The sequence below is a fragment of the Paracoccus sp. MC1854 genome, assembly GCF_014164635.1.
Taxonomy (GTDB): domain Bacteria; phylum Pseudomonadota; class Alphaproteobacteria; order Rhodobacterales; family Rhodobacteraceae; genus Paracoccus.
Window position 1 is genome coordinate 82,325 of record NZ_JACJFU010000006.1, and the last position, 22,651, is coordinate 104,975.

A 22,651-nucleotide genomic window follows, 5' to 3' on the forward strand; every position below is an offset into this window, starting at 1 on the left:
GTGCTTGCCTTTCCCTCGGGTGGAGGAGGAAGAATGCGGACGATCAAGGGCCCCGGCCTGTTTCTGGCGCAATTCGTGTCGGACAAGGCTCCCTTCAACGACTGGAGGTCCATCACCGCCTGGGCGGGTTCGCTGGGCTACAAGGGCGTGCAGGTGCCCTCGGGCGACATGCGGCTGTTCGATCTGGATCGCGCGGTCGAATCGCAGGACTGGCGCGACGAGTTCCTTGGCATCGCCCGCGAGAACGGCGTCGAAGTGACCGAGCTTTCCTGCCACACGCAGGGCCAGCTTGTCGCCGTCCATCCGGCCTATGACGCCGCTTTCGACGCCTTCGCGCCCGAGGCGCTGCGCGGCAACCTCAAGGCGCGGCAGGAATGGGCTGTGGATCAGGTCGGAAAGACCATCCGCGCCAGCCGCCTGCTGGGGCTGGATGCAATGGCGACCTTCTCGGGCGCTCTGGCGTGGCCCTATCTCTATCCGTGGCCGCAGCGGGCACCGGGGCTGGTGGAAACCGCCTTCGACACGCTGGCCGAGCGCTGGCGACCCCTGCTGGACCTCGCCGAGGAAAACGGCGTCGATGTCTGCTACGAGATCCATCCCGGCGAGGACCTGCACGACGGCGTGACGTTCGAGATGTTCCTTGACCGGGTCGGTCAGCATCCTCGGGCGAACATGCTTTATGACCCGTCGCATTACGTGCTGCAGCAGCTCGACTACCTGCAGAACATCGACATCTACCACGACCGCATCCGCATGTTCCACGTCAAGGACGCCGAGTTCCGCCCGACCGGCCGGCAGGGCGTCTATGGCGGCTACCAGTCTTGGGTGGACCGCGCGGGCCGCTTCCGCAGCCCCGGCGACGGGCAGGTGGATTTTGCGCAGGTGTTTTCCAAGCTCGCGCAACACGACTTCCCCGGCTGGGCGGTGGTCGAGTGGGAATGCGCGCTGAAGCACCCCGAGGACGGGGCGCGGGAAGGGGCGGAGTTCGTCCGCCGCCACATCATCCGAACCACGCCACAGGCTTTCGACGACTTCGCCGCGCAGGGGACGGACCGCGCGGCCATTGCCGCCGCACTGGGACTGTCATGAGCCAGCCGATCCGCCTCGGCATGGTCGGCGGCGGCGAGGGCGCCTTCATCGGCGCCATCCACCGCATCGCCGCGCGGATGGACGGGCAGTTCCGGCTGGTGGCCGGGACGTTGTCATCCGATCCCGCGCGGGCCGAAGCTTCGGCGCGGGCGCTTGGGGTGGAACGCAGCTATGCCGATTTCCGGCGGATGGCGGCCGAGGAAGCGGCGCGCCCTGACGGGATCGATGCCGTCGCCATCGTCACGCCCAACCACCTGCACGCGGCGGTGGCCGTGGCCTTCCTCGACGCAGGCATCCACGTCATCTGCGACAAGCCCGTGGCCGCCACGCAGGATCAGGCGTGGCAGATCGCCGAGGCAGTGGCCCGCAGCCGGGCGCGGTTCTTCCTGACCCACAACTACTGCGCCCATCCGATGGTGCGCGAGGCCCGCGCCATCGTGGCCGAAGGTGGCATCGGCACGCTGCGGCTGGTGCAGGCCGAATTCCTGCAGGGCTGGCTTTCCGAGAACGTGCGTTCCAAGCAGGCCGACTGGCGCACCGATCCCGCGCAGGCGGGGGCGGGGGCGCTGGGCGACATCGGCACCCATGCCTGGCAGCTTGCGGCTTTCGTGACGGGGCAGGTGCCGGACAGCATCTCGGCGGACCTGTCCAGCATGGTGCCGGGCCGGCGCGTCGATGACGATGCGCGGGTGGCGCTGCGCTATGCCTCGGGCGCCAAGGGCGGGCTGTGGTGCAGCCAGGTCGCCGTGGGGCAGGAGGGCGGTCTGTCGCTGCGTGTCTTCGGAACCGACGCTTCGCTGGAATGGCGGCTGGACGACTCCGAGCGGCTGGTGATGACCACGGCAGACGGCGTGGCCCATGTGCTGACGCGGGCACGGGACCGCTCGGGGTCCTTCCGCACGCCGCCGGGACATCCCGAGGGCTATCTGGAAGCCTTTGCCAATCTTTATACCGACATCGCCGCCGTGATCCGGGGCGACGATACGCATCTGGACCGTATCCCCGGCCTTTCGGACGGGCTGTCCGGCATGGCTTTCATTGCCGCCGCGCAGGAATCTGCCGCTCAGGACGGCGCATGGATCAGGGTGCAGCCGTGACGCCCGTCCTTGCGCTTGAAGCCGTCACCAAAAGCTTCGGCCCCGTCGAGGTTCTGCACGGCATCGATCTGGCGCTGAGCACGGGCGAGGTCCACGCCCTGATCGGGGAAAACGGCGCCGGCAAGTCCACGATCATGAAGATCCTCGGCGGCTTCCTTGCGCCGACCTCGGGGCAGGTGCTTCTGGACGGCCAACCCGCCCGCTACCGCAGCGGACCCGAGGCCGAGGCCGCGGGCATCGTCGTGATCCATCAGGAATTCAATCTCGTTCCCGACCTGTCGGTGGCCGCCAACATCTTCCTCGGCCGCGAACTGACTCGCGGCGTTCGGCTTGACCACGCGGCGATGCGCGAGCGGGCGGCGGAACTACTGGTTCGGCTGGACACCACGATCAGCCCCGACGCGCCGATCCGCACCCTGTCCGTTCCAGACCGGCAGATGGTCGAGATCGCGAAGGCGCTGTCCCGGCAGGCCCGCGTCCTCATCATGGACGAACCCTCGGCCGCGCTGACCCACCGCGAGGTGGATGCGCTTTATGCCCAAGTGGACCGCCTGCGGGTGGAAGGCGTGGCGCTGATGTTCTGCTCGCACCGTCTGGACGAGGTCGCGCGGCTGGCCGATCGCATCACCGTGCTGCGCGACGGCAGCGTGGTGCGCCGGGCGCTGCGGGGCGAACTGACCGAGGAAGGCATGGCGAATGCGATGGTCGGGCGCGAGCTGTCCGGCATCTTCCCGCCGAAGGACACCGCGCATGGCGAGGAACTGCTACGGGTGGAACGCCTGTCTGTTCCGGGCACCGTCTCTGTCCATGACGCCAGCCTGACCCTGCGCCGGGGCGAGGTGCTGGGGATCGCGGGTCTCGTCGGCTCGGGCCGCACCGAACTGGCCGAGGGAATCGCAGGGCTGCGCGCCTCGACGGGCACGATCCATGTCGCGGGCCAGCCGGTCGCCATCCGCCACCCGCAGGACGCCACGGCGGCAGGCATCGCCTATCTGACCGAGGACCGGAAGGAAGCCGGGCTGCTGCTCGACAAGCCTTTGACTGAGAACCTGACGCTTTCGGCCCTCAACCGCTTCGGCTTCCGCATCGACCGCAGGCGCGAGGCGGTTGCGATGGAGGAAGCCACGCGCCGCTTCGATATCCGCGCGGCCTCGGCCGCCATGCCCGCAGGGGCGCTGTCAGGAGGCAACCAGCAAAAGCTGCTGCTCGCCAAGACCATGCTGACAGAGCCCGAGATCGTCATCATCGACGAACCCACCCGCGGCATCGACGTCGGCACCAAGCAGCAGATCTACCGCTTCGTCCGCGAACTCGCGCGGGCGGGAAAGGGCGTCATCGTGATCTCGTCGGAACTGCCCGAGGTCATGGGCCTTGCCGACCGCGTGCTGGTCATGCGGCAGGGCCGCCTAGCCGGGGAAGTCGCGGGCGAGGCCATCACCGAGGAAAACATCGTCCGCCTCGCCATGGGCGTCGGCGCCGAAGGAAAGGCCGCATGAGACGCATCGACCTGCATGTCCTCGGGCCGCTTCTGGCGCTGGTGGCGCTGTTCATCCTCGGCGCGCTGCTGAACCCGGCCTTCCTTGCGCCCGCGAACCTGTCGAACGTGGCAGCGCGCTCGGCCTTCACTGGGCTGATCGCCATCGGCATGACCTTCGTGATTACGCAGGGCGGGCTGGACCTGTCGGTGGGGTCCATGGCGGCTTTCCTTGCCGGCATCGCGATCATGGCGATGAATGCGCTGGTGCCGATCACCGAGGCGAACTGGGGCACGGTCCTGATGGGCATGGGCGTGGCGCTGGGCGGGGGCGTGTTGGCGGGGATGCTGAACGGCACGCTTGTCACCCGCTGGGGGATCGAGGCCTTCATCGTCACGCTGGGCACCATGGGCATCTTCCGCAGCCTTGTCACATGGCTTGCGGACGGAGGCACGCTCAGCCTCGGCTCGGACCTGCGGGCGCTGTACCGGCCGGTCTATTTCGGCGGCATCGGTTGGGTGACATGGCCGATCATCGTATTCGCCATCGCCGCGGTGCTGGGCGAATGGACGATGCGCCACACCCGCTTCGGCCGCCATGTCGAGGCCATCGGCTCGAACGACCGGGTGGCCCGCTATTCCAACGTCAACGTGGAACGGGTCCGGCTTGCCACCTACGTCCTGCTGGGCGCGCTGGTCGGGCTGGCCACGATCCTCTACATCCCGCGCCTCGGCTCGGCCTCGGGGTCCACCGGAACGCTGTGGGAGCTTGAGGCCATCGCTGCCGTCATCATCGGCGGCACCGCGCTGAAGGGCGGGCGCGGCCGGGTCTGGGGCACGGTGGTCGGCGTCCTGATCCTGTCGCTCATCGACAACATCCTGAATCTGGCGGACCTGGTCAGCCCCTATCTGAACGGGGCGATCCAAGGCGTCATCATCGTGCTCGCCGTCGTCTTGCAGCGAGAGAAACGGTCCGCCGAATAGCGGCCATCCTGGGGAGGAAAGAATGATCCGTCGCAATCTGCTGAAACTGCCGCTGGCGGCCGCGGCGCTGTCGTTGGCGGCAGGCGCCGCCTTCGCGCAAGAGGCCGAGAAACGGGTGATCGGCGTGTCGATCCCCTCGGCCACCCACGGCTTCATGGGCGGGCTGAACTGGCACGCTCAGGACACGATCAAGCGGCTGGGCGAGGTCTATCCGAACCTCGAATTCGTGCTGGCGACGGCCGGCGACGCCGCCAAGCAGGTGTCCGACATCGAGGACATGCTGGCCACCCGCAACATCGACGGGCTGGTGGTGCTGCCCTTCGAATCCGAGCCGCTGACCGACCCGGTCCGGCAGGTGAAGGCGGCGGGCAAGTTCGTGACCGTCGTGGACCGGGGGCTGTCCGAGGAAGGCATCGAGGACCTGTATGTCGCCGGCGACAACACCGCCTTCGGCCGCGTCGCGGGCGAATATTTCCGCGACAACCTGCCCGCCGGCGCCAAGATCGTCGTGCTGCGGGGCATCCCGACCACGCTCGACAACGAGCGGGTCGAGGCCTTCCAGGCGGCGCTCGAGGGGTCCGACAAGGAAATCCTCGACATGCAGCACGGCAACTGGAACCGCGACGACGCCTTCAACGTGATGCAGGACTACCTGGCCAAATATTCTGAAATCAACGCGGTCTGGGCGGCGGACGACGACATGGCCGTGGGCGTGCTGGAGGCCATCGCCCAGGCGGGGCGTGGGGACCAGATGGTCGTCGTCGGCGGCGCGGGCATGAAGGACATCGTCAAGCGGATCATGGACAAGGACCCGCAACTGCCGGTGAACGTGACCTATCCTCCGGCGCTGATCTCCTCGGCGATCGAGATGACGGCGCTGCATTTCGTATCGAACGCGCCGATGGCGGGCCGCTACATCATCGGCAGCCAGCTCATCACGCCCGAGAACGCGGAAGCCTTCTACTTCCCCGACAGCCCGTTCTGACGGCCTAGCCGTCCGTGCAGCCCTGTTCGCAGGCGCCAAGGGCGGCCACGAACTGCAGCACCTGCGGGCCGATGCCTTCGACGATCACCCGGACGCCCTCGGCGTTCGGGTGGATGCCGTCCGGCTGCATCAGCGACAGCGGGTCGCGCGCCGCCACGATGGCGTCCAGCATCGACGGGATCAGCGGCACCTCGTAGCTTTGCGCGAGATCGGTATAAACGCCGTTGAACGCCGTCTGGAACTCGGCCCCGTAATTCGCGGGCGCGCCGATGCCGATCAGCATCGCGGGCACCTCGGCCTTCCGCGCGGCGTCGAGGATGCCGGAAAGGTTCTTCCGGCTCACCGCCGGATCGATCCCGCGCAGCAGGTCGTTGCCGCCCAGCGCCACGATCATGCCCCCCACCTCGGGCGTCAGCGTCCAGTCCACGCGAGACAGCCCGCCCGCCGTGGTGTCGCCCGACACGCCCGCGTTGACCAGTGTGACCTCGGCCCCCCGTTCCCGTAGCCACGCCTGCAGTTGCGGGACCAGCCCTTCCTGTTGCGGCAGGCCGTAGCCCTGCGTCAGGCTGTCCCCCAAGGCGGCTACCGTCACCGGCTCTGCCGCGGCGGGCAGGGCAGACAGAAGCGTGATCCCGATCATGCGTGCAAGCATTGCAGTCCTCCGTTTCGCCCGGACATAATGTCGCCGTGAGGCGATGGCACCGGCACGCCGGTCACAACGTTGCACATTCGCCGCCCCAGCGCGGACCCTTGAATGGAGACGCGCGATGCCGGACCCGGTCCTGTCCCTTGATGATGTGCGCCTGACCCTGCGTTCCAGCGCCGGTCCGGTCGAGATCCTGCACGGCATCACCCTTGCCGTGGAAAAGGGTGAGACGGTCGGGCTGGTCGGGCCGTCCGGGTCGGGCAAGTCGTCGCTGCTGATGCTGATGGGCGGGCTGGAACAGGCGACGGGCGGGCGGGTCCGCGCGCTGGGCCACGACCTGACCGCGATGGGCGAGGACGCGCTGGCCCGCTTCCGCCGCGACCACATGGGCATCGTCTTCCAGAGCTTTCACCTGATCCCGACCATGACCGCGCTGGAAAACGTGGCTGTCCCGCTTGAGCTTGCCCATGCGCCCGATGCCGCAGCGCGGGCGCGCGAAGGGCTTGCAGCCGTGGGTCTTGCCGGGCGCGCGCATCATTATCCCTCGCAGCTTTCCGGGGGCGAGCAGCAGCGGGTCGCGCTGGCCCGCGCCCTGGCCCCGCGTCCCGCGATCCTGCTGGCGGACGAGCCGACGGGCAACCTCGACGAGACGACCGGCGCGCAGATCGCGGACCTCCTGTTCGGGATGGTGCGGGACAGCGGCACGACGCTGGTGATGGTGACGCACGCGCCGGAAATCGCCGCGCGCTGCGCCCGCATCATCCGCCTGCGCGACGGCCGGCTGGAGCAGGCGGCATGACCCTGCGCCTCGCCTGGACCCTTGCACGCCGCGAGATGCGGGGCGGGCTTGCCGGCTTCCGCATCTTCCTGACCTGCCTTGCGCTGGCGGTGGCGGCGCTGGGGGCGGTCGGAACCGTGCGCGCCTCGATCGAGGCGGGGCTGGCGCGCAACGGCGCCGCGCTGCTGGGAGGCGATGCCGAGGTCGAGCTGACCTACCGCTTCGCCACCGGTGCCGAGCGCGCGGCGCTGGACCGGATCGCCTCGGCGGTGTCCGAGACAGCCGAGTTCCGGTCCATGGCGACCGTCCTGCGCCACGGGCAGAGCGAGCGCGCCCTGACGCAGGTGAAGGCGGTGGACGACGCCTATCCGCTGGTCGGCGCTGTCCGGCTGTCCCCGCCGATCTCTTGGGATCAGGCGCTTTCTTCAGGCGGCGATCCCGGCGCGGTGATGGAACGGGTGCTGGCCGAGCGCCTCGGCCTTTCCCCCGGCGACGGCTTCCGGCTGGGCGAACAGGCGTTCACGCTGACGGCGATCCTCGACAGCTTCCCCGACAATGCGGGGGAAAGCCTCGCGCTTGGTCCCATCACCATCGTCCGCACGTCGGATTTGGCGCAAAGCGGACTGCTGGGGCCGGGGACGCTGTTCGAGGCGCAATACCGGCTGCTGCTGCCTCCCGGCACCGACCTCGGCACCGCCCGGGGGCAGGCGATGGCTGCGCTGGAGGGCGCGGGCGCCCGCTGGCGCGATGCGCGGGACGGGGCGCCGGGGCTTTCGGGCTTCGTGGACCGGCTGGGGGCCTTCCTGATCCTGATCGGTCTGTCGGGCCTTGCGGTTGGCGGGGTCGGCGTCTCGGCCGCCGTCCGCGCATGGCTGGACGCGAAGCTGCCGGTGATCGCCACGCTCAAGTCCCTGGGCGCCAGCCGCCGCGTGATATTCCTGACCTACCTGATCCAGATTGGGTTGATGACCGCACTCGGGATCATGCTGGGGCTGGCGCTGGGCGCCGCGCTGCCGCTGCTGCTGGCCCCGGTGATCGAAGCGCGCCTGCCGATGCCGGCGACCTTCGGCGTCTTTCCCGGACCGCTGGCCGAGGCTGCGCTTTACGGCGCATTGGCCGCCCTTGCCTTTGCGCTGTGGCCGCTGGCCCTGGCGGCCGACACCCGCGCGGCGGTCTTGTTCCGCTCGGCTGTGGACGCGGGTCGCAGGGTGCCGCGGCCCAGGTATCTGGCAATGATCACCGCCCTTGCGGGGCTGTTCCTGCTGGCGGCGGCGGCTTTCTCGGGCAACTGGCGGCTGACGCTCTGGACGCTGGGCGGGGTTGCCGGCACGCTGGCGCTGCTGGCGGTTGTCGCGCTGCTGGCGGCGCCGCTGGCAGGCGGACTGATGCCGCTTGCCCGCCGGCGCCCGGCCCTGCGGCTGGCGCTGGGGGCGCTCAGGACGCGTCGGGGGGATGCCACGGGCGTCGTGCTGTCGCTTGGACTTGGCCTCGCGGTGCTGGCGGTGGTGGGCCAGATCGACGGCACCCTGCGCCGCGCGATCGAATCGGAAATGCCGGGCGTCGCGCCGTCCTTCTTCTTCGTCGATGTGCAGCCCGACCAGATCGGGGACTTCCTCACCCTTGCCCGCGGCAATCCCGGCGTCAGCCGCGTCGAGGCCGCGCCGATGCTGCGGGGCGTCGTCACCCGGATCAACGGCCGCCCGGCGACCGAGGTGGCGGGCGATCACTGGGTCGTCCGGGGGGACCGCGGCCTGACCTATTCCGACAACCCGCCCTCGCGCACGACGATCACGGCAGGCGAGTGGTGGCCCGCCGGTTACGACGGCCCGCCCCTTATCAGCTTTTCCGCCGAAGAAGCCGCCGAGATCGGCCTGTCGCTGGGCGACACCCTGACCGTCAATGTCCTGGGGCGCGACATCACCGGCACCATCGCCTCGTTCCGGCAGGTGGATTTCAGGAACGCGGGTATCGGCTTCGTCATGTCGATGAACCCCGCCGCGCTGCAGGGCGCGCCGCACACCTGGATCGCCACCGTCTATGCCGGGCCGGAGGCCGAGACCGCCATCCTGCGCGAGATCGGCGACCGCTGGCCCAATGTCACCGCCATCCCCGTGGGCGAGGCCATCGAGCGGGTCGCGGGGCTGCTGGCCGGCATCGGCGCGGCCGTGCGCTGGGGTGCGGCGGCTACGCTGGTCACCGGCTTCGCCGTGCTGATCGGCACGGCGCTGGCCGCCGCGCGGGCGCGCCGCTACGAGGCCGCGATCCTCAAGACGCTGGGGGCCAGCCGGGGGCTGATCCTGCGCAGCTTTGCGCTGCGAGCGGCGTTGCTGGGGCTGATCGCCGGCATCGCCGCGATCGCGGCCGGGGCCGTGGGGGGATGGGCGGTGGCGCATTTTGTGCTGGACACCGACCACCGGGTGATCTGGTCCAGCGCCGTCATTCTGGTCGCCGGTGGCGTGATTGCGACGCTTGCGGCGGAACTGGCCTTCGCGCTGCGGGCGTTGACGGTCAAACCCGCCGCGATCCTGCGGTCCGAGTAACAGGCAGGCGCAGCCCCCGCAGCCAGCAAGGAGAGCGTTCCCCTTTGCACTTCGATGACATGAACCGCCCCGCGGACATGATCCCGCCCCGGCCCGTGGGGGGCTCGCTTGCGTTTCGTGGCGGGCAGCCGCTGCTGACGCTGGCACTGGGCATCCTGCTGATCAATGCCGCAGTGGTGCTGTGGCTGCTGTTCCTGGGCCGCGAATTTCTGCCGGAAAACGTGCCGCTCTACTGGTGGAATCCCAGCACCGCCCTGTCCCACAACTCGCAGCATCTGACCGACTTCTATTCGGCGCTTCACGCGATCTCGGGGGCGGCGCTGTTCTTTCTTGCACGGCGGCTGCGGCCCGGCTGGCCGGTCGGAACCCGCCTGCTGCTGGTGATCGCCTGCAGCGGCCTGTGGGAGATCGTCGAGAACACCCCTTGGGTCATTTCACTGTTCAACGACCCCGATGGTATCGATGTCTATCAGGGCGACAGCATCGTGAACGCCCTGAGCGACACGGGCTTTGTTGCCTTGGGCTTTCTTGCGGCGCATAACTTCCCGCGCTGGCTGGTCATCGCGGGCGGCGGACTGGCCGAGATCGCCGTCGCCCTGATGATCCACGACGGATTTGTGCTTGGCACGGCCAGGATGATATTGCGCTGAGGGCCGATGGAAGACCGCCGCGATCCGCGGCAGGAAGCGAGGGGACGTGAGGTCCAAGGGCGTCCGCAACGCACGCTTCGACGAACGGCGCGGCGAGCTGCTGGCGCGGTTGCGGGGACGCCTGCTGCTGCGCGGCGCGGGCCGGCCAACGCTGCGCGAACTCGCGACGGCTGCAGGCTGCAGCGTGTCCACCCTGAACCATTACTTCGGCAAGCGCGACGACATCGTGGTGGCGGTCTTTGCCGATTCGGGCCGGCGCGGGCAGGGGCAGTTCACGGCTACCCGGCAGGCGGGGCCCCAGCTTGACGCCTCGGTCCGCGACGCGGCGGCCATGGCCTGGCGGGCGCTGACGCAACACGGGGTGGCGGATGCGCTGGCGATGGGCATGGTCGAGGGGATGCGGAACGATCTGCTCGGCCCCGCCTTCATCCACAGCATGTTCGAGCCTTTCGTCCTTGCCCTCACCGAGCGGCTGGATGCCCATGTCGCCCGCGGCCAGATGCGTGCGGTCGACACCCGCATGGCGGCGCTTGCGCTTGCCTCACCCCTGCTGCTGGGGGCGCTGCACCAGGGGCAGCTTGGCGGCGCGCGGGACTATCCGCTGGACGGCGAGGCGTTCCTGAACCATGTGGTGGAGGGTTTCCTGCGCGCCTATCGCGCAGGCTAGCCGGCGCTGGGGGACCATGAACGAGATCAAGGGCCGCAAGTCCGAGCATCTGGCGATCGTCGGCGCGGGAAAGGGTATCCAGCTTTCGCGCGCAACCGGCTTCGACAACGTGCATTTCCTGCACAATGCGTTGCCGGAACTGGACTATGACGCCATCGACACCGCCACGCGCTTTCTCGGCCGCCGCCTGTCCGCGCCGCTGATGGTGTCGGCCATGACCGGCGGCACGCCCGGGGCCGCCCGCATCAACCTGTCCATCGCCGAGGCCTGCGGCGCCTTGGGCTTGGCGCTTGCGGTCGGATCGCAGCGCATCGCCATCGAGGGACGCGGGGCGGGCGGGCTTGGCCCCGAGTTGCGGGCTCGGGCGCCGGATGTGCCGATCCTCGGCAATCTGGGGGCGGTGCAACTGCGGCGCGGGATGGGCGCGGACGAGGCGCGCCGCGCGGTCGAGATGCTGGAAGCGGATGCCCTGATGCTGCATCTCAACCCGTTGCAGGAGGCGATCCAGCCCGGCGGCGATCGGGACTTTTCGGACCTGCTGCCGAGGATCGAGGCGCTGGCCCGCGCCCTGCCCGTGCCCCTTGGCGTCAAGGAGGTGGGCGCCGGCCTGTCGGCCGATGTCGGACGGCGGCTCATGGATGCAGGCGTCACGATCCTCGACGTGGCGGGGGTCGGCGGCACAAGCTGGGCGCGGGTCGAGGCCGAGCGCGGCGGCGACCGCCTGCGCCGCATCGCCGCGCCCTTCTTCGACTGGGGCATCCCGACGGCCGAGGCGGTTTCAGCGATGGCCCCGATCATGTGGCCGGGCACGGTGCTGATCGCCTCGGGCGGCATCCGCCACGGGCTGGACGTGGCCCGCGCGATCCGCTTGGGCGCGGATCTGGCGGGGCAGGCGGCGGGCGCGCTGCCCGCCGCGCAGCAGGGGGCCGAGGCGCTGGCCGCACATCTGTCCGAGGTCATCGAGCAGCTTCGCATTGCCATGTTCTGCACCGGCTCGCGCGATCTTGAGGAACTGCGCCACGCGCCCCTTGCGTGAGACCTGCGGCAGGTGACTAGTGGAAGCGGCCCTCGTGCTGCTATATCTTGGCACAGGCGTTACAGGATGAAGAAGGAAGAGCCGGCTTGCCACAGGCGTTGCGACGACCCCTTGCCACCAGCCTCGTCAGCCTGACGCTTGCGGCGGGGGTGATCGGCGCGTGGCTGGCGCTGCACATCTTTGCCGTCTGGCATCTGGACGCCATGGCCCACCCGCTGCTGGCGGGTTTGTGCCTGATCGGACTGACCTGGCTTTCCGTGGGTCTGTTCATCGTCGCCCATGACGCCATGCACGGCGCGGTGGCACCCGGCCGCCCGAGCCTCAACGCCGCTGTCGGCGGGCTGGCGCTGATGCTTTACGCCGGGTTTTCCTGGCGCAAGCTGATCGTCAAGCACATGGCCCACCACCGTCATGCGGGCACCGACGACGACCCCGACTTTGGCTATGGCGGGCCGGTCCGCTGGTATGCCGATTTTGTCCGCACCTATTTCGGCTGGCGCGAGTTCTGGGTTCTGGGAGGGACGGTAATGCTTTACGCCCTGATCCTTGGAAGCCGCTGGCCCTATGTGGCCTTCTGGTCGGTGCCCTCGATCCTTGCGTCGATGCAGCTTTTCGTTTTCGGAACCTGGCTGCCGCACCGGCCGGGCCATGGCGACTTTCCCGACCGCCACAACGCGCGGTCCACCATTGTCAGCGACCCTGTGTCGCTGCTGACCTGTTTCCACTTTGGCGGCTATCACCATGAACACCACCTGCACCCCGCAGTGCCATGGTGGCGGCTGCCCTCGACTCGAAGGGACGGGGCATGAGCGTCATTGGCCCGATCCTGATCGTCGTCCTGACCGTCGCGGTGATGGAGGGCGTGGCCTATTCCGTCCACCGCTGGATCATGCACGGTCCTTTGGGCTGGGGCTGGCACAAGTCGCACCACGAGGAAACCCACGGCCCCTTCGAGAAGAACGACCTTTACGCCGTTATCTTCGCCGCGCTCTCGATCCTGCTGTTCGTCATCGGCAGCCGCTGGTGGCCGTGGATGTGGTGGGTCGCCGTGGGGATGAGCGTCTATGGCGTGATCTATTTCGTCGTCCACGATGGCCTCGTGCATCAGCGCTGGCCATTCCGCTATATTCCCCGGCGCGGCTATTTCCGCAGGCTTTACCAGGCGCATCGGCTGCATCACGCGGTCGAGGGGCGCGACGACTGCGTGTCCTTCGGCTTTGTCTATGCGCCGCCGGTGGACGATCTCAAGGCGCGGCTGAAGACCTCGGGCGTGCTGGCACGGCGGCAGTCCCGGCACCGGGACGCCTGGCGCCCGGATCGCGGCGAAGACTGAGCCTGCATGGCCCGCATCGCCTTCTGCCTTCCCGCCCTGTCAAGCCACGCCGCCGTCCATGGCGCGCTGGCCCGCAGGCTGGCGGCGCAGGGACATGATTGCCGGATGGTGGGGGGCGAGGGGCTTGGCCCGCTGGCGGCGCGCGAGGGTCTTGGGTTTGACAGCCTCGGGCTCTGCGACCCTGACCTGCGCGGCGCGGGGCTGGTCCGCACGCTGCTGGCCACCGCCGCGGCGACCCGCAGCTTCGTCCGGCGCGGGCCGCAGGCGCTGGGGCGGCTTTCCCCCGATCTGGTCGTCGCCGATCAGGCCGAACCGGGCGCCAGCCTTGCCGCCGAAGCGGCGGGCATCCCGCGCGTGACCCTCGCCTCGGCCCTGCCGCTGGACCGCGACGAGGCGATCCCGCCGCCCTTCGTGGACTGGCCCTTTCTTGCGGGAAAGGCGGGCCGCAAGCGCAACCGGGGTGGCTGGCGCGTGGCCGACGCGTTGATGATGCTGCAGTCCCGCGCCCTGGCCGCGGGCTGCCGCGCGCATGGCCTGCCGCTGCGGCGGCGCATCGACGAATGGATCTCGCCCGATCTGGACCTGCGGCAATTGGTGCCCTCGCTGGACTTCCCCCATGCGCCGGGGCGGGGCGCACGGGCGGTCGGTCCGCTGCGGGACGATGCGGCAGGCGAGTTCGAGATCGACACCGGCGGCCGGCCCCTTGTTTTCGCCTCGCTCGGCACGCTGCAAGGGAACCGGCGGGGACTTCTGGCTGCCATCGCCGGGGCGGCCGAGGATCTGGGCGTGTTCCTTGTTCTTGCCCATTGCGGCGGGCTGACCGAGGCCGAGGCGCGGGCGTTGCCCGGTGCGCCGCTGGTGCGCGACTTCTTTCCGCAGCGGGCAGTGCTGGCCCGCGCGGATGCCTGCGTGACCCATGCCGGGCTGAACACGGTGCTGGACTGCGCGGGGGCCGAGGTGCCGATGGTCGCGATCCCCCTGGCATTCGAGCAGCCCGCGACCGCCGCGCGGCTGGCCTTTCATGGCGCGGCCCGAGTGGTGCCCCTGCGCCGCGCCACCCGTGCCGCAATCCGCGAGGCGCTGGGGGCGGTGTTGTCCGACCCGTCCCACCGCTTGGCCCTTGCCCGGCCCGCCGCTGAAATCCGCGCGGCAGGCGGTGCCACTGGGGCCGCCGATCTGGTCGAGGCGCAGCTTCAGCGCAGGCTTGCCGCATGACGCCGGACCTCATCCTTGCCGGTGCGGGCCTTGCCAATGCGCTGATCGCGCTTGCCGTGGCCGAGGCGCGGCCCGGCGCGCGCATCCTGATGCTCGACCGCGCGCCGGGTCCGTCGGATGCGCATACCTGGTCCTTCCACGACCCGGATCTGCGGCTGCCCTGGCACCGCCGCCTTTCCCCCGCGATCCGCTGCCGCTGGCCGGGGCAGGAGGTCCGCTTTCCCGACCATTCCCGCGTGTTGCGGGCTGGTTATGCCTCGCTTGACGGCGCAGGGCTGGCGCGGCTGCTGGCGGACACGCCCGGCGTCACCCTTCGCTGGAATGCCGGGATCACGGCGCTGGACGCTACCGGCGCGACCCTCGGATCCGAACGGATCGAGGCGCCCTGCGTCATTGACGGGCGCGGCGCGCGGTCCTCGCGCCATCTCGTCACCGGCTACCAGAAGTTCGTGGGGCTGGAGTTCGAGATGAACACCCCCCATGGCGTCACCCGCCCGCTGATCATGGACGCGACGGTGCCCCAGCAGGACGGCTACCGCTTCGTCTACCTGCTGCCCTTTTCCCCCACGCGCCTGCTGATTGAGGACACTCGCTACAGCGATGGCGCCACGCTGGACGAGGAGGCCATCGTCTGCGCCATCGCCGATTATGCCAGCGACAAGGGCTGGACCGGCCGCGAGGTCCGCCGCGAGCGCGGCGTCCTGCCCATCGCGCTGGCCCATGACGCCGCCGCGCTGTGGGCGGAGGCGCAGGGCGGCCCAGCTCCCGTGGGTCTGCGCGCGGGCCTGTTCCATCCCGTCACCGGCTATTCCCTGCCCGTCGCCGCGCAGGTGGCGGATGTGGTCGCGGCGGCGGGGCCGACCACGGCCGAGGTCTTCTCCGCTGTCTGCGCCCATGCGCTGGACCGCGCGGGCGATGACCGCTTCCTGCGCCTGCTCAATCGGATGCTGTTCCGCGGCTGCCCGCCGGACCGCCGCCACCGCGTCCTGTCCCGCTTCTATCGCCTGCCCGAGCCGCTGATCGAACGCTTCTACGCCGGAAAGCTGACCCGGCTGGACCGGCTGCGGATCGTCAGCGGCAAGCCCCCCATTCCCATCCGCGATGCGCTGCCCTGCCTGCGCGAAGCGCCGCTGCTGAAGGAAACCGCGTGACCTCTCCTCGCACCGCCATCGTCATCGGCGCTGGCTTCGGCGGGCTGGCGCTTGCCATCCGCCTGCAATCGGCGGGCATCGCCACGACGCTGCTGGAAGCCCGCGACAAGCCCGGCGGCCGCGCCTATGTCTGGCGCGAGGAAGGCCATGTCTTCGACGCCGGTCCCACCGTCATCACTGATCCCGATTCCCTGCGCGAGCTTTGGGCGCTGTCTGGGCAGGAGATGGCCCGCGACGTGACCCTGCTGCCGGTCAACCCCTTCTACCGGCTGCTCTGGCCGGACGGGAAACGCTTCGACTACGTCAACGACGGCAACGCGCTGGAGCGCGAGATCGCTGCCTTCAACCCCGCCGACCTCGACGGCTACCGCCGGTTCCACGATTATGCGGAACAGGTCTATCAGGAAGGCTACCTGCGGCTCGGCACCGTGCCCTTCCTCAAGCTGGGCCAGATGCTTCAGGCCGCCCCCGCGCTGGTGCGGCTGGAGGCCTATCGCTCGGTTCACAGCGTCGTCGCGCGCTTCATCAAGGACCCCCATCTGCGGCAGGCGTTTTCCTTTCACACGCTGCTGGTGGGCGGCAATCCATTCTCGACCAGTTCGATTTACGCGCTGATCCACGCGCTGGAACGGCGCGGCGGCGTGTGGTTCGCGCAAGGCGGTACCAATGCGCTGGTGTCCGGCATGGCCACGCTGTTCCAGCGCCTTGGCGGCACGCTGCGCCTGAACGCCAAGGTGGCGCGGATCGAGACCGAAGGCGCTCGCGCCACCGGCGTGACGCTGGCGGATGGCACCCGCCTGACCGCCGACATGGTCGCCAGCAATGCCGACGTGATGCACAGCTATCGCGATCTTCTGGGCGGCACCCGGCGCGGGCGGACCAAGGCCGCGCTGCTGAAACGCCAGCGCTGGTCCATGTCGCTGTTCGTGATCCACTTCGGCCTGTCGCAGCGCCCCGAGGGGCTGGCGCATCACACCATCCTCTTCGGCCCCCGCTACCGCGAGCTGGTGAACGAGATCTTCCGCGGACCGAAGCTCGCCGAGGATTTCTCGCTCTACCTCCATTCGCCCAGTGTGACCGACGACAGCCTTGCGCCGCCGGGGATGTCCACGCATTACGTCCTCGCCCCCGTCCCGCATCTCGGCCGCGCGGCGATCGACTGGGCCGCCGAGGGCGAGGCTTATGCCGACCGCATCCTTGCCAGCGTCGAGGAGCGGCTGATCCCGAACCTGCGGGCGAACCTGCGGGTGAAGCGCATTTTCTCGCCCGCCGACTTCGCGTCGGAACTGAACGCCCATCACGGCAGCGCCTTCTCGGTCGAACCGATCCTGCGGCAGTCCGCGTGGTTCCGGCCCCACAATCGCGACCGCAGCATCCGCAACTTCTATATCGTGGGCGCGGGCACCCATCCCGGCGCGGGCATCCCCGGGGTCGTGGGCTCCGCCAAGGCCACCGCAGGCGTGATGCTGGCCGACGCGGGCGCGGCATGACGGCGCCGGTCGCCGAATCGCAGGCCGCCATCGCGGCTGGCTCGCAAAGCTTCGCGGCGGCCGCGAAGCTGATGCCTAGGGGCATCCGCGAGGATACGATCATGCTTTACGCCTGGTGCCGCCATGCCGACGACGTGGTGGACGGGCAGGAGCTTGGCAGCGCGCCTCAGGCGGGCGGCGATCCTGAGGAGCGGCTCGCGCGGCTCAAGGCCGAGACGCTGGAGGCGCTGCACGGCACGGGGCCGATGACCCCGCCGTTCGCTGCGCTGCAGGCGGTGGCGCGGCGGCACGACTTTCCCGACCGCTGGCCCATGGACCTGATCGACGGCTTCGCCATGGACGTCGAAGGGCGCGCGTATCGGACACTGAACGACACGCTGGACTACAGCTACCATGTCGCGGGGGTCGTCGGTGTGATGATGGCCCGCGTCATGGGGGTGCGGGATCAGGCGGTGCTGGACCGCGCCTGCGACCTGGGGCTGGCGTTCCAACTGACCAACATCGCCCGCGACGTCATCGATGACGCCCGGATCGGGCGAGTCTATCTGCCCGGCGACTGGCTGGACGAGGCAGGCGCCACCATCGAGGGCGACATTCCCTCACCCCAGCTTTACGCCGTCATCCTGCGCCTGCTGGACGCGGCCGAACCTTACTATGCCTCGGCCTTCGCGGGCCTTCCGGCGCTGCCCGCCCGCTGCGCCTGGTCGATCGCGGCGGCGGCGCGGATCTATCGGGCGATCGGCGCCCGCATCCGCAAGGGCGGGCCGGAAGCCTACCGCCAGCGCATCGGCACCTCGGGTGCGGCCAAGGCGGGGCTGGCCTTGCGCGCGCTGGGGGATGCGGGCCGATCGCGCGTCCTTCCGCCGAAGCCTTTGCGCGAGGGGTTGTGGACCCGCCCGCGCGCGTGATCCTCAGGCGGCGCGGATGGCGCGGCGCGGCAGGACGCGCCCGACATGCCGGGCCAGCGGCAGGCTGTTGAAGCCGCAGTTTCCCAGCAGCAGGTCCAGTTCCGCGCGCAGCGCGTCGTAATGCGCCTGCGCCTGCGCCGGGCTGCGGACCGCCAGCACCCCGCGCGCGGGTCCATGGCCATGCGCATCGCGGCCGGTGTCCTTGCCAAGCGCCCCGGCCTCGGCCTGGACGTCAAGAAGATCGTCGTAGGACTGGAAGGCGCGACCAAGGGTCCGGCCCAACGCCGACAGCGTCTCCATGTCCCTTGCACCCAAGCGCTGCAGCAGGCCGAACATCTCGAACCCGGCAACGAACAGTGCCCCGGTCTTGAGGTCCTGTTCCTTCTGGATGCCCGCCACGTCCTTGGACGCATGGATGTCGAGGTCCTGCCCGGCGCAAAGCCCCTGCGGGCCGACCGCGCCGGCAAGCACCGCCACAAGGCGGGCGCGCGTGTCGGCGTCGGCATCGCGGGCGGTGGCAAGCAGCCGCATCGCCTCGGTCACCAGCGCGATGCCGGCAAGGATCGCACGGCATTCGCCATGCACCAGATGCGTGGTCGGACGGCCCCGCCGCGCCTGCGCGTCATCCATGCAGGGCAGGTCGTCGAAGACGAGAGAGGCGGTATGCACCAGCTCGATCGCACAGGCCGCGTCGATCAGCGCTGGCCTGACGCCGCCGGTCGCCTCGCCCGCGATCAGCAGGACCATCGCGCGGAAGCGCTTGCCGGGTGCAAGCACCGCATCCGACATCGCCCGCCCCAGATCGGGCGAGGCGCGCCCGAACCCTCGGGCAATCTCTGCCAGCCGCAGATCGACGGCGCTGCGCCAGTCGATGGGCTTCGCCGCGTCCCGCATGAACTCTTCATCCATCCAACCGTCGCCGTTTTTGCTGTCGCACATCTGATCCAGAATATGCGGCAAGGATGCACGGACGGAAAGCGGCAAGGTGGCCGAAGGTTCCGCAGGCTTCATCCGCGCGTGGCGGCGTCGCGCCGGGGAACGCGGGGACTGCCGCCCGAAAGCGATACTGCAATCCCCGCGAAGCCATGCCACGGCGGCGGCAAGGCAGGGGCGCTGCCTTGCCGTTGCAGGATGCGCCGGTCACGGGCGGTAAAGGTCCGCGAAGCGGTCGCGCAGCAGGTTCTTCTGGACCTTGCCCATGGTGTTGCGGGGCAGTTCCTCGACAAAGACCACGCGCTTGGGCAGCTTGAACTTCGCCAGCCGCGATTCCAGCGGGTGCAGGACATCGGCCTCGGTCAGCGCCGGGAGGCCGGCCGGAACGACGACCGCGGTGACGCCTTCGCCGAAGTCGCGGTGCGGCAGGCCGATGACGGCCGATTCGGTCACGCCGGGCAGGGCGTCGATCTCGGTCTCGATCTCCTTGGGATAGACGTTGTAGCCGCCGGTGATGATCAGGTCCTTGCCGCGCCCGACGATGTGCAGGTAGCCGCGCTCGTCGAAGCGGCCGAGGTCGCCGGTGATGAAGAAGCCGTTCAGGCGCAACTCGGCCGCCGTCTTTTCAGGCATCCGCCAGTAGCCTTGGAAGACATTGGGGCCGCGCACCTCGATCATGCCGATCTCGCCCCCCGGCAGTTCCGCGCCGGTTTCCGGGTCGGTGACGATGATCTCGACCCCCGGTAGCGGCTGGCCCACGGTGCCGGCGATCCGCTCGCCGTTGTAAGGGTTCGAGCTGTTCATGTTCGTTTCGGTCATGCCGTAGCGTTCGAGGATGGCGTGGCCGATCCGCGCCTGCCATGCGCGGTGGGTGTCGGCCAGCAGGGGAGCCGAGCCGGAAATGAACAGCCGCATCCCCTGCGTCGTTTCCCTGTCCAGCCGCCGGTCTTCCAGAAGGCGGGTGTAGAAGGTCGGCACCCCCATCAGCACGGTCGCCCGCGGCATCGCCGCGAAGATCCGGTCGGGGTCGAACTTCGGCAGGAAGATCATCGAGGCGCCGGACAGCAGCACCACGTTGGTGGCCACGAACAGACCGTGGGTGTGGAAGATCGGCAGCGCGTGGATCAGCACGTCGCTGGCCGAAAAGCGCCAGGCCTCGACCAGCGCCAGCGAGTTCGAGGCGAGGTTGCCGTGGCTGAGCATCGCCCCCTTGGACCGCCCCGTGGTGCCCGAAGTGTAAAGCAGCGCCGCAAGGTCGTCGTCCGCGCGGGGCACGGTGGCGAAATCCCCGGCCATGCCGGCAGCCGCGTCGGCCAGGCTGCCCCGGCCCGCGGCGTCCAGCGTCAGGACGCGGGCGCCGGCGGTCTCGGCCAGCGGCCGCAGCGCCTCTTCCCGGACAGGATCGCAGACGAAGATCCGCGGCTCGGCGTCGGTCAGGAAGTAGTCCACCTCGGCCGGGGTGTAGCCGGTGTTCAGCGGCAGGAAGACCGCGCCCGCCCGCACGGTGGCGAGATAAAGGATGATCGCCTCGACCGACTTTTCCACCTGCACGGCCACACGGTCGCCGGGGGCGACGCCCAGATCGACCAGCGCATCCGCCATGCGTCCGATGCGGTCGATCAGGTCGGCATAGGCGATGTGCTCGCCCGAAGGGGTCTCGATGGCGGTGGCGGCGGGGTCAGCCACGCGCTGGGTGATCGTCTCGAACAGGTTCATGGCAGGCTCCGGCAGGTGATGTCAGGATGATGGGGCGGGCAGGGCGCGTTGCACCGCGCCCGAGGCGGCGACGGTGCTGCGTTCGGCAAAGGCCTCGTGGTTCGCCTCGATCCGGTCGAGGTCGTAAAGGTAGTTGACCATCAGCCCGTGCGATTGCCGCAGACCATTGGGGGAAAGGTCCCCCAGGAAGTTCAGCCGTTCCAGCCGCGCCCCATTCCCGAGGTGGAAGCGCGCCACCGGGTCGATCATCCGGCCCTTCGCATCGCGCGCGCTCAGGAAATAGGTGGCGGCGGCGGCCAGAAGCGGCGCACGCAGGCTTTCCACCGCCTGCGCGTCCCCATGCCAGCCGGGCCTGTTCAGAAGGGCGAAGGCCTCGCGCTGGGCCGGGGTCAGCAGGTCGGAGGCCGCGTCGTCGCGCTGCTGCGCGAGCCAAGCCGCAAAGCCCGGAACAGGCGACAGGGTGACGAAGCTGCGGATGTCGGGCAGCTCGGCCTTGAGGTCCTCGACCACCTGCTTGATCAGGAGGTTGCCGAAGGACACGCCCGCCAAGCCCCGCTGGGTGTTCGAGATCGAATAGAACACCGCCGTGGTGGCCCGTTCCGCCTCGATCGGTTGGCGGTCGAGCGCCAGCAGCGATGCCACGTTGTCGGGGATCGCCTCGGTCAGCGCCACCTCGACGAAGATCAGCGGCTCGTCCGCCAGTTGCGGGTGAAAGAACGCGTAGCAGCGCCGGTCGGTGGGTTCCAGGCGGTTGCGCAAGTCGTCCCAGTTGCGGATCTCGTGGACGGCCTCGTAGCGGATGATCTTCGCCAGGATATTGGCAGGCGTGGTCCAGTCGATATGGCGCAGCACCAGGAAGCCGCGGTTGAACCACGAGGCGAAAAGATGCGCGAAGTCGCTGTCCACCCGGCGCAGTTCGGGATGGTCGCGGAGATGGCGCAGCAGTTCCTCGCGCATGCGGACCAGCGCGGCGGTGCCGCCGGGCGCGAGGTTCAGCCGCCGCAGCAGTTCCTGCCGGCGCGGTTCGGCCACGATATGCAACGCCTCAACGGCCTCGGCGGACGCGGGTTCGGCCTGCACCGCGGCCAGCGCCGCCTGAACCGCGTCCAGGTCCGGCCCGAAGCGGTGGGCGAGGGTCTGCAGGAAGGCAAGCCGCGCGTTTTCGTCCGCCTGCTCGAAGGCCGACAGCAGCGCCCGCGCCAGCGCCACCCCCGAGGCCTCGCCGCGCCGCGACAGCAGCAGTTCGGCCAGTTCGGAAAGGTCGAGGGCCTCGACCACGCGATCCCCATCGCGCCGGCCGAGCAGGCGCCGGCCGCGTTCGGTCAACTGCTCGAACAGCTCGCCCAGAAAGGCAGAGCGCGACGGGCGTGCAGGCTCGGTCTTGATCACCACATCCTCCTTTGGGGGCCGGGACGCGGGATCGACCCGGCGGCATGACGAAGAAAGGCCACAGAACCATGGGTGCCAACCCCATGACCAGCCTGCCAGAGCCGACAGGCTGGTGGAAGAACGCTGGCCGCGCGGGGGTGCAGGGAACGGCGGGTGTGTGCGGTCACGCCACCGTCCAGCGACAGGACTCGCGATCCGGTGGCGGCCCTGTGCCGGATGCGATTTCCTGCTGCGGCCAGCGGGCGGTGCGAAGCAGGCGGCCATCCTTGTTCCGGGGGTTGCCGAGTGCGCCGCAGGATGGCCCGTGACGGCGAACAGGCCGTCGAAGATCAATCTTCCCTTGCCTTATCAGGCGCCGGGTCAGGATGCCTGGCATCCCGTCAGCGTGGAGATTCCGACTGCCGGCGGGAACGGCATCGTGAGGACGATTCGCCGAACGGTCTTGCTGGATTTCTCTGCAGCGACTTGCATCAAACGGATAAGGAACAGAGCCGGATGGAAGACGCCGTCCTGTTTCTGATGGCAGAGCAGTCCATCCCCAGCCTCCTACGGATCGCCTGATCGCCGTGG

The 22,651-nt window shown here is 69.5% G+C and carries 20 protein-coding genes; 16 read left to right on the forward strand and 4 right to left on the reverse strand.

From position 1 onward, the window contains the following. The first annotated feature begins 33 nt into the window (after positions 1 to 33). The 5 genes from H5395_RS07075 to H5395_RS07095 are packed head-to-tail and all read left to right on the forward strand — an operon-like array spanning position 34 to position 5,629. The gene (locus H5395_RS07075; RefSeq protein ID WP_182791867.1) at positions 34 to 1,089 is read left to right on the forward strand and encodes a sugar phosphate isomerase/epimerase; all 1,056 of its coding nucleotides are present in this window, start codon (positions 34 to 36) and stop codon (positions 1,087 to 1,089) included. Continuing rightward, complete coding sequence (locus H5395_RS07080) at positions 1,086 to 2,186, forward strand: Gfo/Idh/MocA family protein (protein WP_255440555.1); 1,101 nt, start codon at positions 1,086 to 1,088, stop codon at positions 2,184 to 2,186. Before H5395_RS07075 ends, H5395_RS07080 begins: the two co-directional genes overlap by 4 nt. After that, complete coding sequence (locus H5395_RS07085) at positions 2,165 to 3,682, forward strand: sugar ABC transporter ATP-binding protein (RefSeq protein WP_182791868.1); 1,518 nt, start codon at positions 2,165 to 2,167, stop codon at positions 3,680 to 3,682. Before H5395_RS07080 ends, H5395_RS07085 begins: the two co-directional genes overlap by 22 nt. Continuing rightward, positions 3,679 to 4,644, forward strand: coding sequence for an ABC transporter permease (locus H5395_RS07090; RefSeq protein WP_182791869.1), 966 nt, complete (start codon positions 3,679 to 3,681; stop codon positions 4,642 to 4,644). Before H5395_RS07085 ends, H5395_RS07090 begins: the two co-directional genes overlap by 4 nt. A 22-nt stretch (positions 4,645 to 4,666) precedes the next feature. Further along, on the forward strand, positions 4,667 to 5,629 hold the full coding sequence (locus tag H5395_RS07095) for an ABC transporter substrate-binding protein (RefSeq protein ID WP_182791870.1): 963 nt from the start codon (positions 4,667 to 4,669) through the stop codon (positions 5,627 to 5,629). Positions 5,630 to 5,633: 4 nt separating this feature from the next. Here H5395_RS07095 and H5395_RS07100 read toward each other — a convergent pair whose 3' ends face one another. Next, complete coding sequence (locus tag H5395_RS07100; RefSeq protein ID WP_182791871.1) at positions 5,634 to 6,281, reverse strand: arylesterase; 648 nt, start codon at positions 6,279 to 6,281, stop codon at positions 5,634 to 5,636. A gap of 115 nt (positions 6,282 to 6,396) precedes the next feature. Between H5395_RS07100 and H5395_RS07105 the strand changes: the two genes are divergently transcribed. The 11 genes from H5395_RS07105 to H5395_RS07155 all read left to right on the forward strand — a co-directional run bounded on the left by H5395_RS07105 (position 6,397) and on the right by H5395_RS07155 (position 18,043). Then, positions 6,397 to 7,074: an ABC transporter ATP-binding protein gene (locus H5395_RS07105; protein WP_182791872.1), complete on the forward strand. Its 678-nt coding sequence runs from the start codon at positions 6,397 to 6,399 to the stop codon at positions 7,072 to 7,074. Then, positions 7,071 to 9,593 carry an ABC transporter permease gene (locus H5395_RS07110; protein WP_182791873.1) on the forward strand — a complete coding sequence of 841 codons (2,523 nt, stop codon included), beginning with the start codon at positions 7,071 to 7,073 and terminating at the stop codon, positions 9,591 to 9,593. The genes H5395_RS07105 and H5395_RS07110 overlap by 4 nt, the downstream gene beginning before the upstream one ends. Positions 9,594 to 9,652: 59 nt before the next feature. Further along, the gene (locus tag H5395_RS07115; protein WP_182791874.1) at positions 9,653 to 10,243 is read left to right on the forward strand and encodes a DUF2585 family protein; all 591 of its coding nucleotides are present in this window, start codon (positions 9,653 to 9,655) and stop codon (positions 10,241 to 10,243) included. A gap of 46 nt (positions 10,244 to 10,289) precedes the next feature. Next, entirely contained in the window at positions 10,290 to 10,910 is a 621-nt protein-coding gene (locus tag H5395_RS07120) for a TetR/AcrR family transcriptional regulator (protein WP_182791875.1), read from the forward strand. A 16-nt stretch (positions 10,911 to 10,926) separates the two neighbouring features. Continuing rightward, positions 10,927 to 11,946, forward strand: coding sequence for a type 2 isopentenyl-diphosphate Delta-isomerase (gene fni, locus H5395_RS07125; protein WP_182791876.1), 1,020 nt, complete (start codon positions 10,927 to 10,929; stop codon positions 11,944 to 11,946). Positions 11,947 to 12,044: 98 nt separating this feature from the next. Further along, entirely contained in the window at positions 12,045 to 12,755 is a 711-nt protein-coding gene (locus tag H5395_RS07130) for a fatty acid desaturase (protein WP_220494879.1), read from the forward strand. Further along, positions 12,752 to 13,279, forward strand: a complete 528-nt coding sequence (locus H5395_RS07135) for a sterol desaturase family protein (protein ID WP_182791877.1) — start codon at positions 12,752 to 12,754, stop codon at positions 13,277 to 13,279. The genes H5395_RS07130 and H5395_RS07135 overlap by 4 nt, the downstream gene beginning before the upstream one ends. Positions 13,280 to 13,285: 6 nt before the next feature. Further along, positions 13,286 to 14,494, forward strand: a complete 1,209-nt coding sequence (locus tag H5395_RS07140) for a glycosyltransferase (RefSeq protein ID WP_182791878.1) — start codon at positions 13,286 to 13,288, stop codon at positions 14,492 to 14,494. Then, positions 14,491 to 15,645, forward strand: a complete 1,155-nt coding sequence (gene crtY / locus H5395_RS07145) for a lycopene beta-cyclase CrtY (RefSeq protein WP_182791879.1) — start codon at positions 14,491 to 14,493, stop codon at positions 15,643 to 15,645. The genes H5395_RS07140 and crtY overlap by 4 nt, the downstream gene beginning before the upstream one ends. Continuing rightward, positions 15,642 to 17,135, forward strand: coding sequence for a phytoene desaturase (locus tag H5395_RS07150; protein WP_182791880.1), 1,494 nt, complete (start codon positions 15,642 to 15,644; stop codon positions 17,133 to 17,135). The genes crtY and H5395_RS07150 overlap by 4 nt, the downstream gene beginning before the upstream one ends. Next, entirely contained in the window at positions 17,132 to 18,043 is a 912-nt protein-coding gene (locus H5395_RS07155) for a phytoene/squalene synthase family protein (protein WP_182791881.1), read from the forward strand. Before H5395_RS07150 ends, H5395_RS07155 begins: the two co-directional genes overlap by 4 nt. Before the next feature lie 3 nt (positions 18,044 to 18,046). On the opposite strand, the gene H5395_RS07160 is transcribed toward H5395_RS07155, so the two are convergent. The 3 genes from H5395_RS07160 to H5395_RS07170 form a co-directional block, all read right to left on the reverse strand. Continuing rightward, positions 18,047 to 18,952, reverse strand: coding sequence for a polyprenyl synthetase family protein (locus tag H5395_RS07160; protein ID WP_182791882.1), 906 nt, complete (start codon positions 18,950 to 18,952; stop codon positions 18,047 to 18,049). 231 nt (positions 18,953 to 19,183) lie between these two features. Continuing rightward, the gene (locus tag H5395_RS07165; RefSeq protein ID WP_182791883.1) at positions 19,184 to 20,692 is read right to left on the reverse strand and encodes a malonyl-CoA synthase; all 1,509 of its coding nucleotides are present in this window, start codon (positions 20,690 to 20,692) and stop codon (positions 19,184 to 19,186) included. Between the two features lie 21 nt (positions 20,693 to 20,713). After that, complete coding sequence (locus tag H5395_RS07170; protein ID WP_182791884.1) at positions 20,714 to 22,081, reverse strand: malonyl-CoA decarboxylase; 1,368 nt, start codon at positions 22,079 to 22,081, stop codon at positions 20,714 to 20,716. Between the last annotated feature and the right edge of the window lie 570 nt (positions 22,082 to 22,651).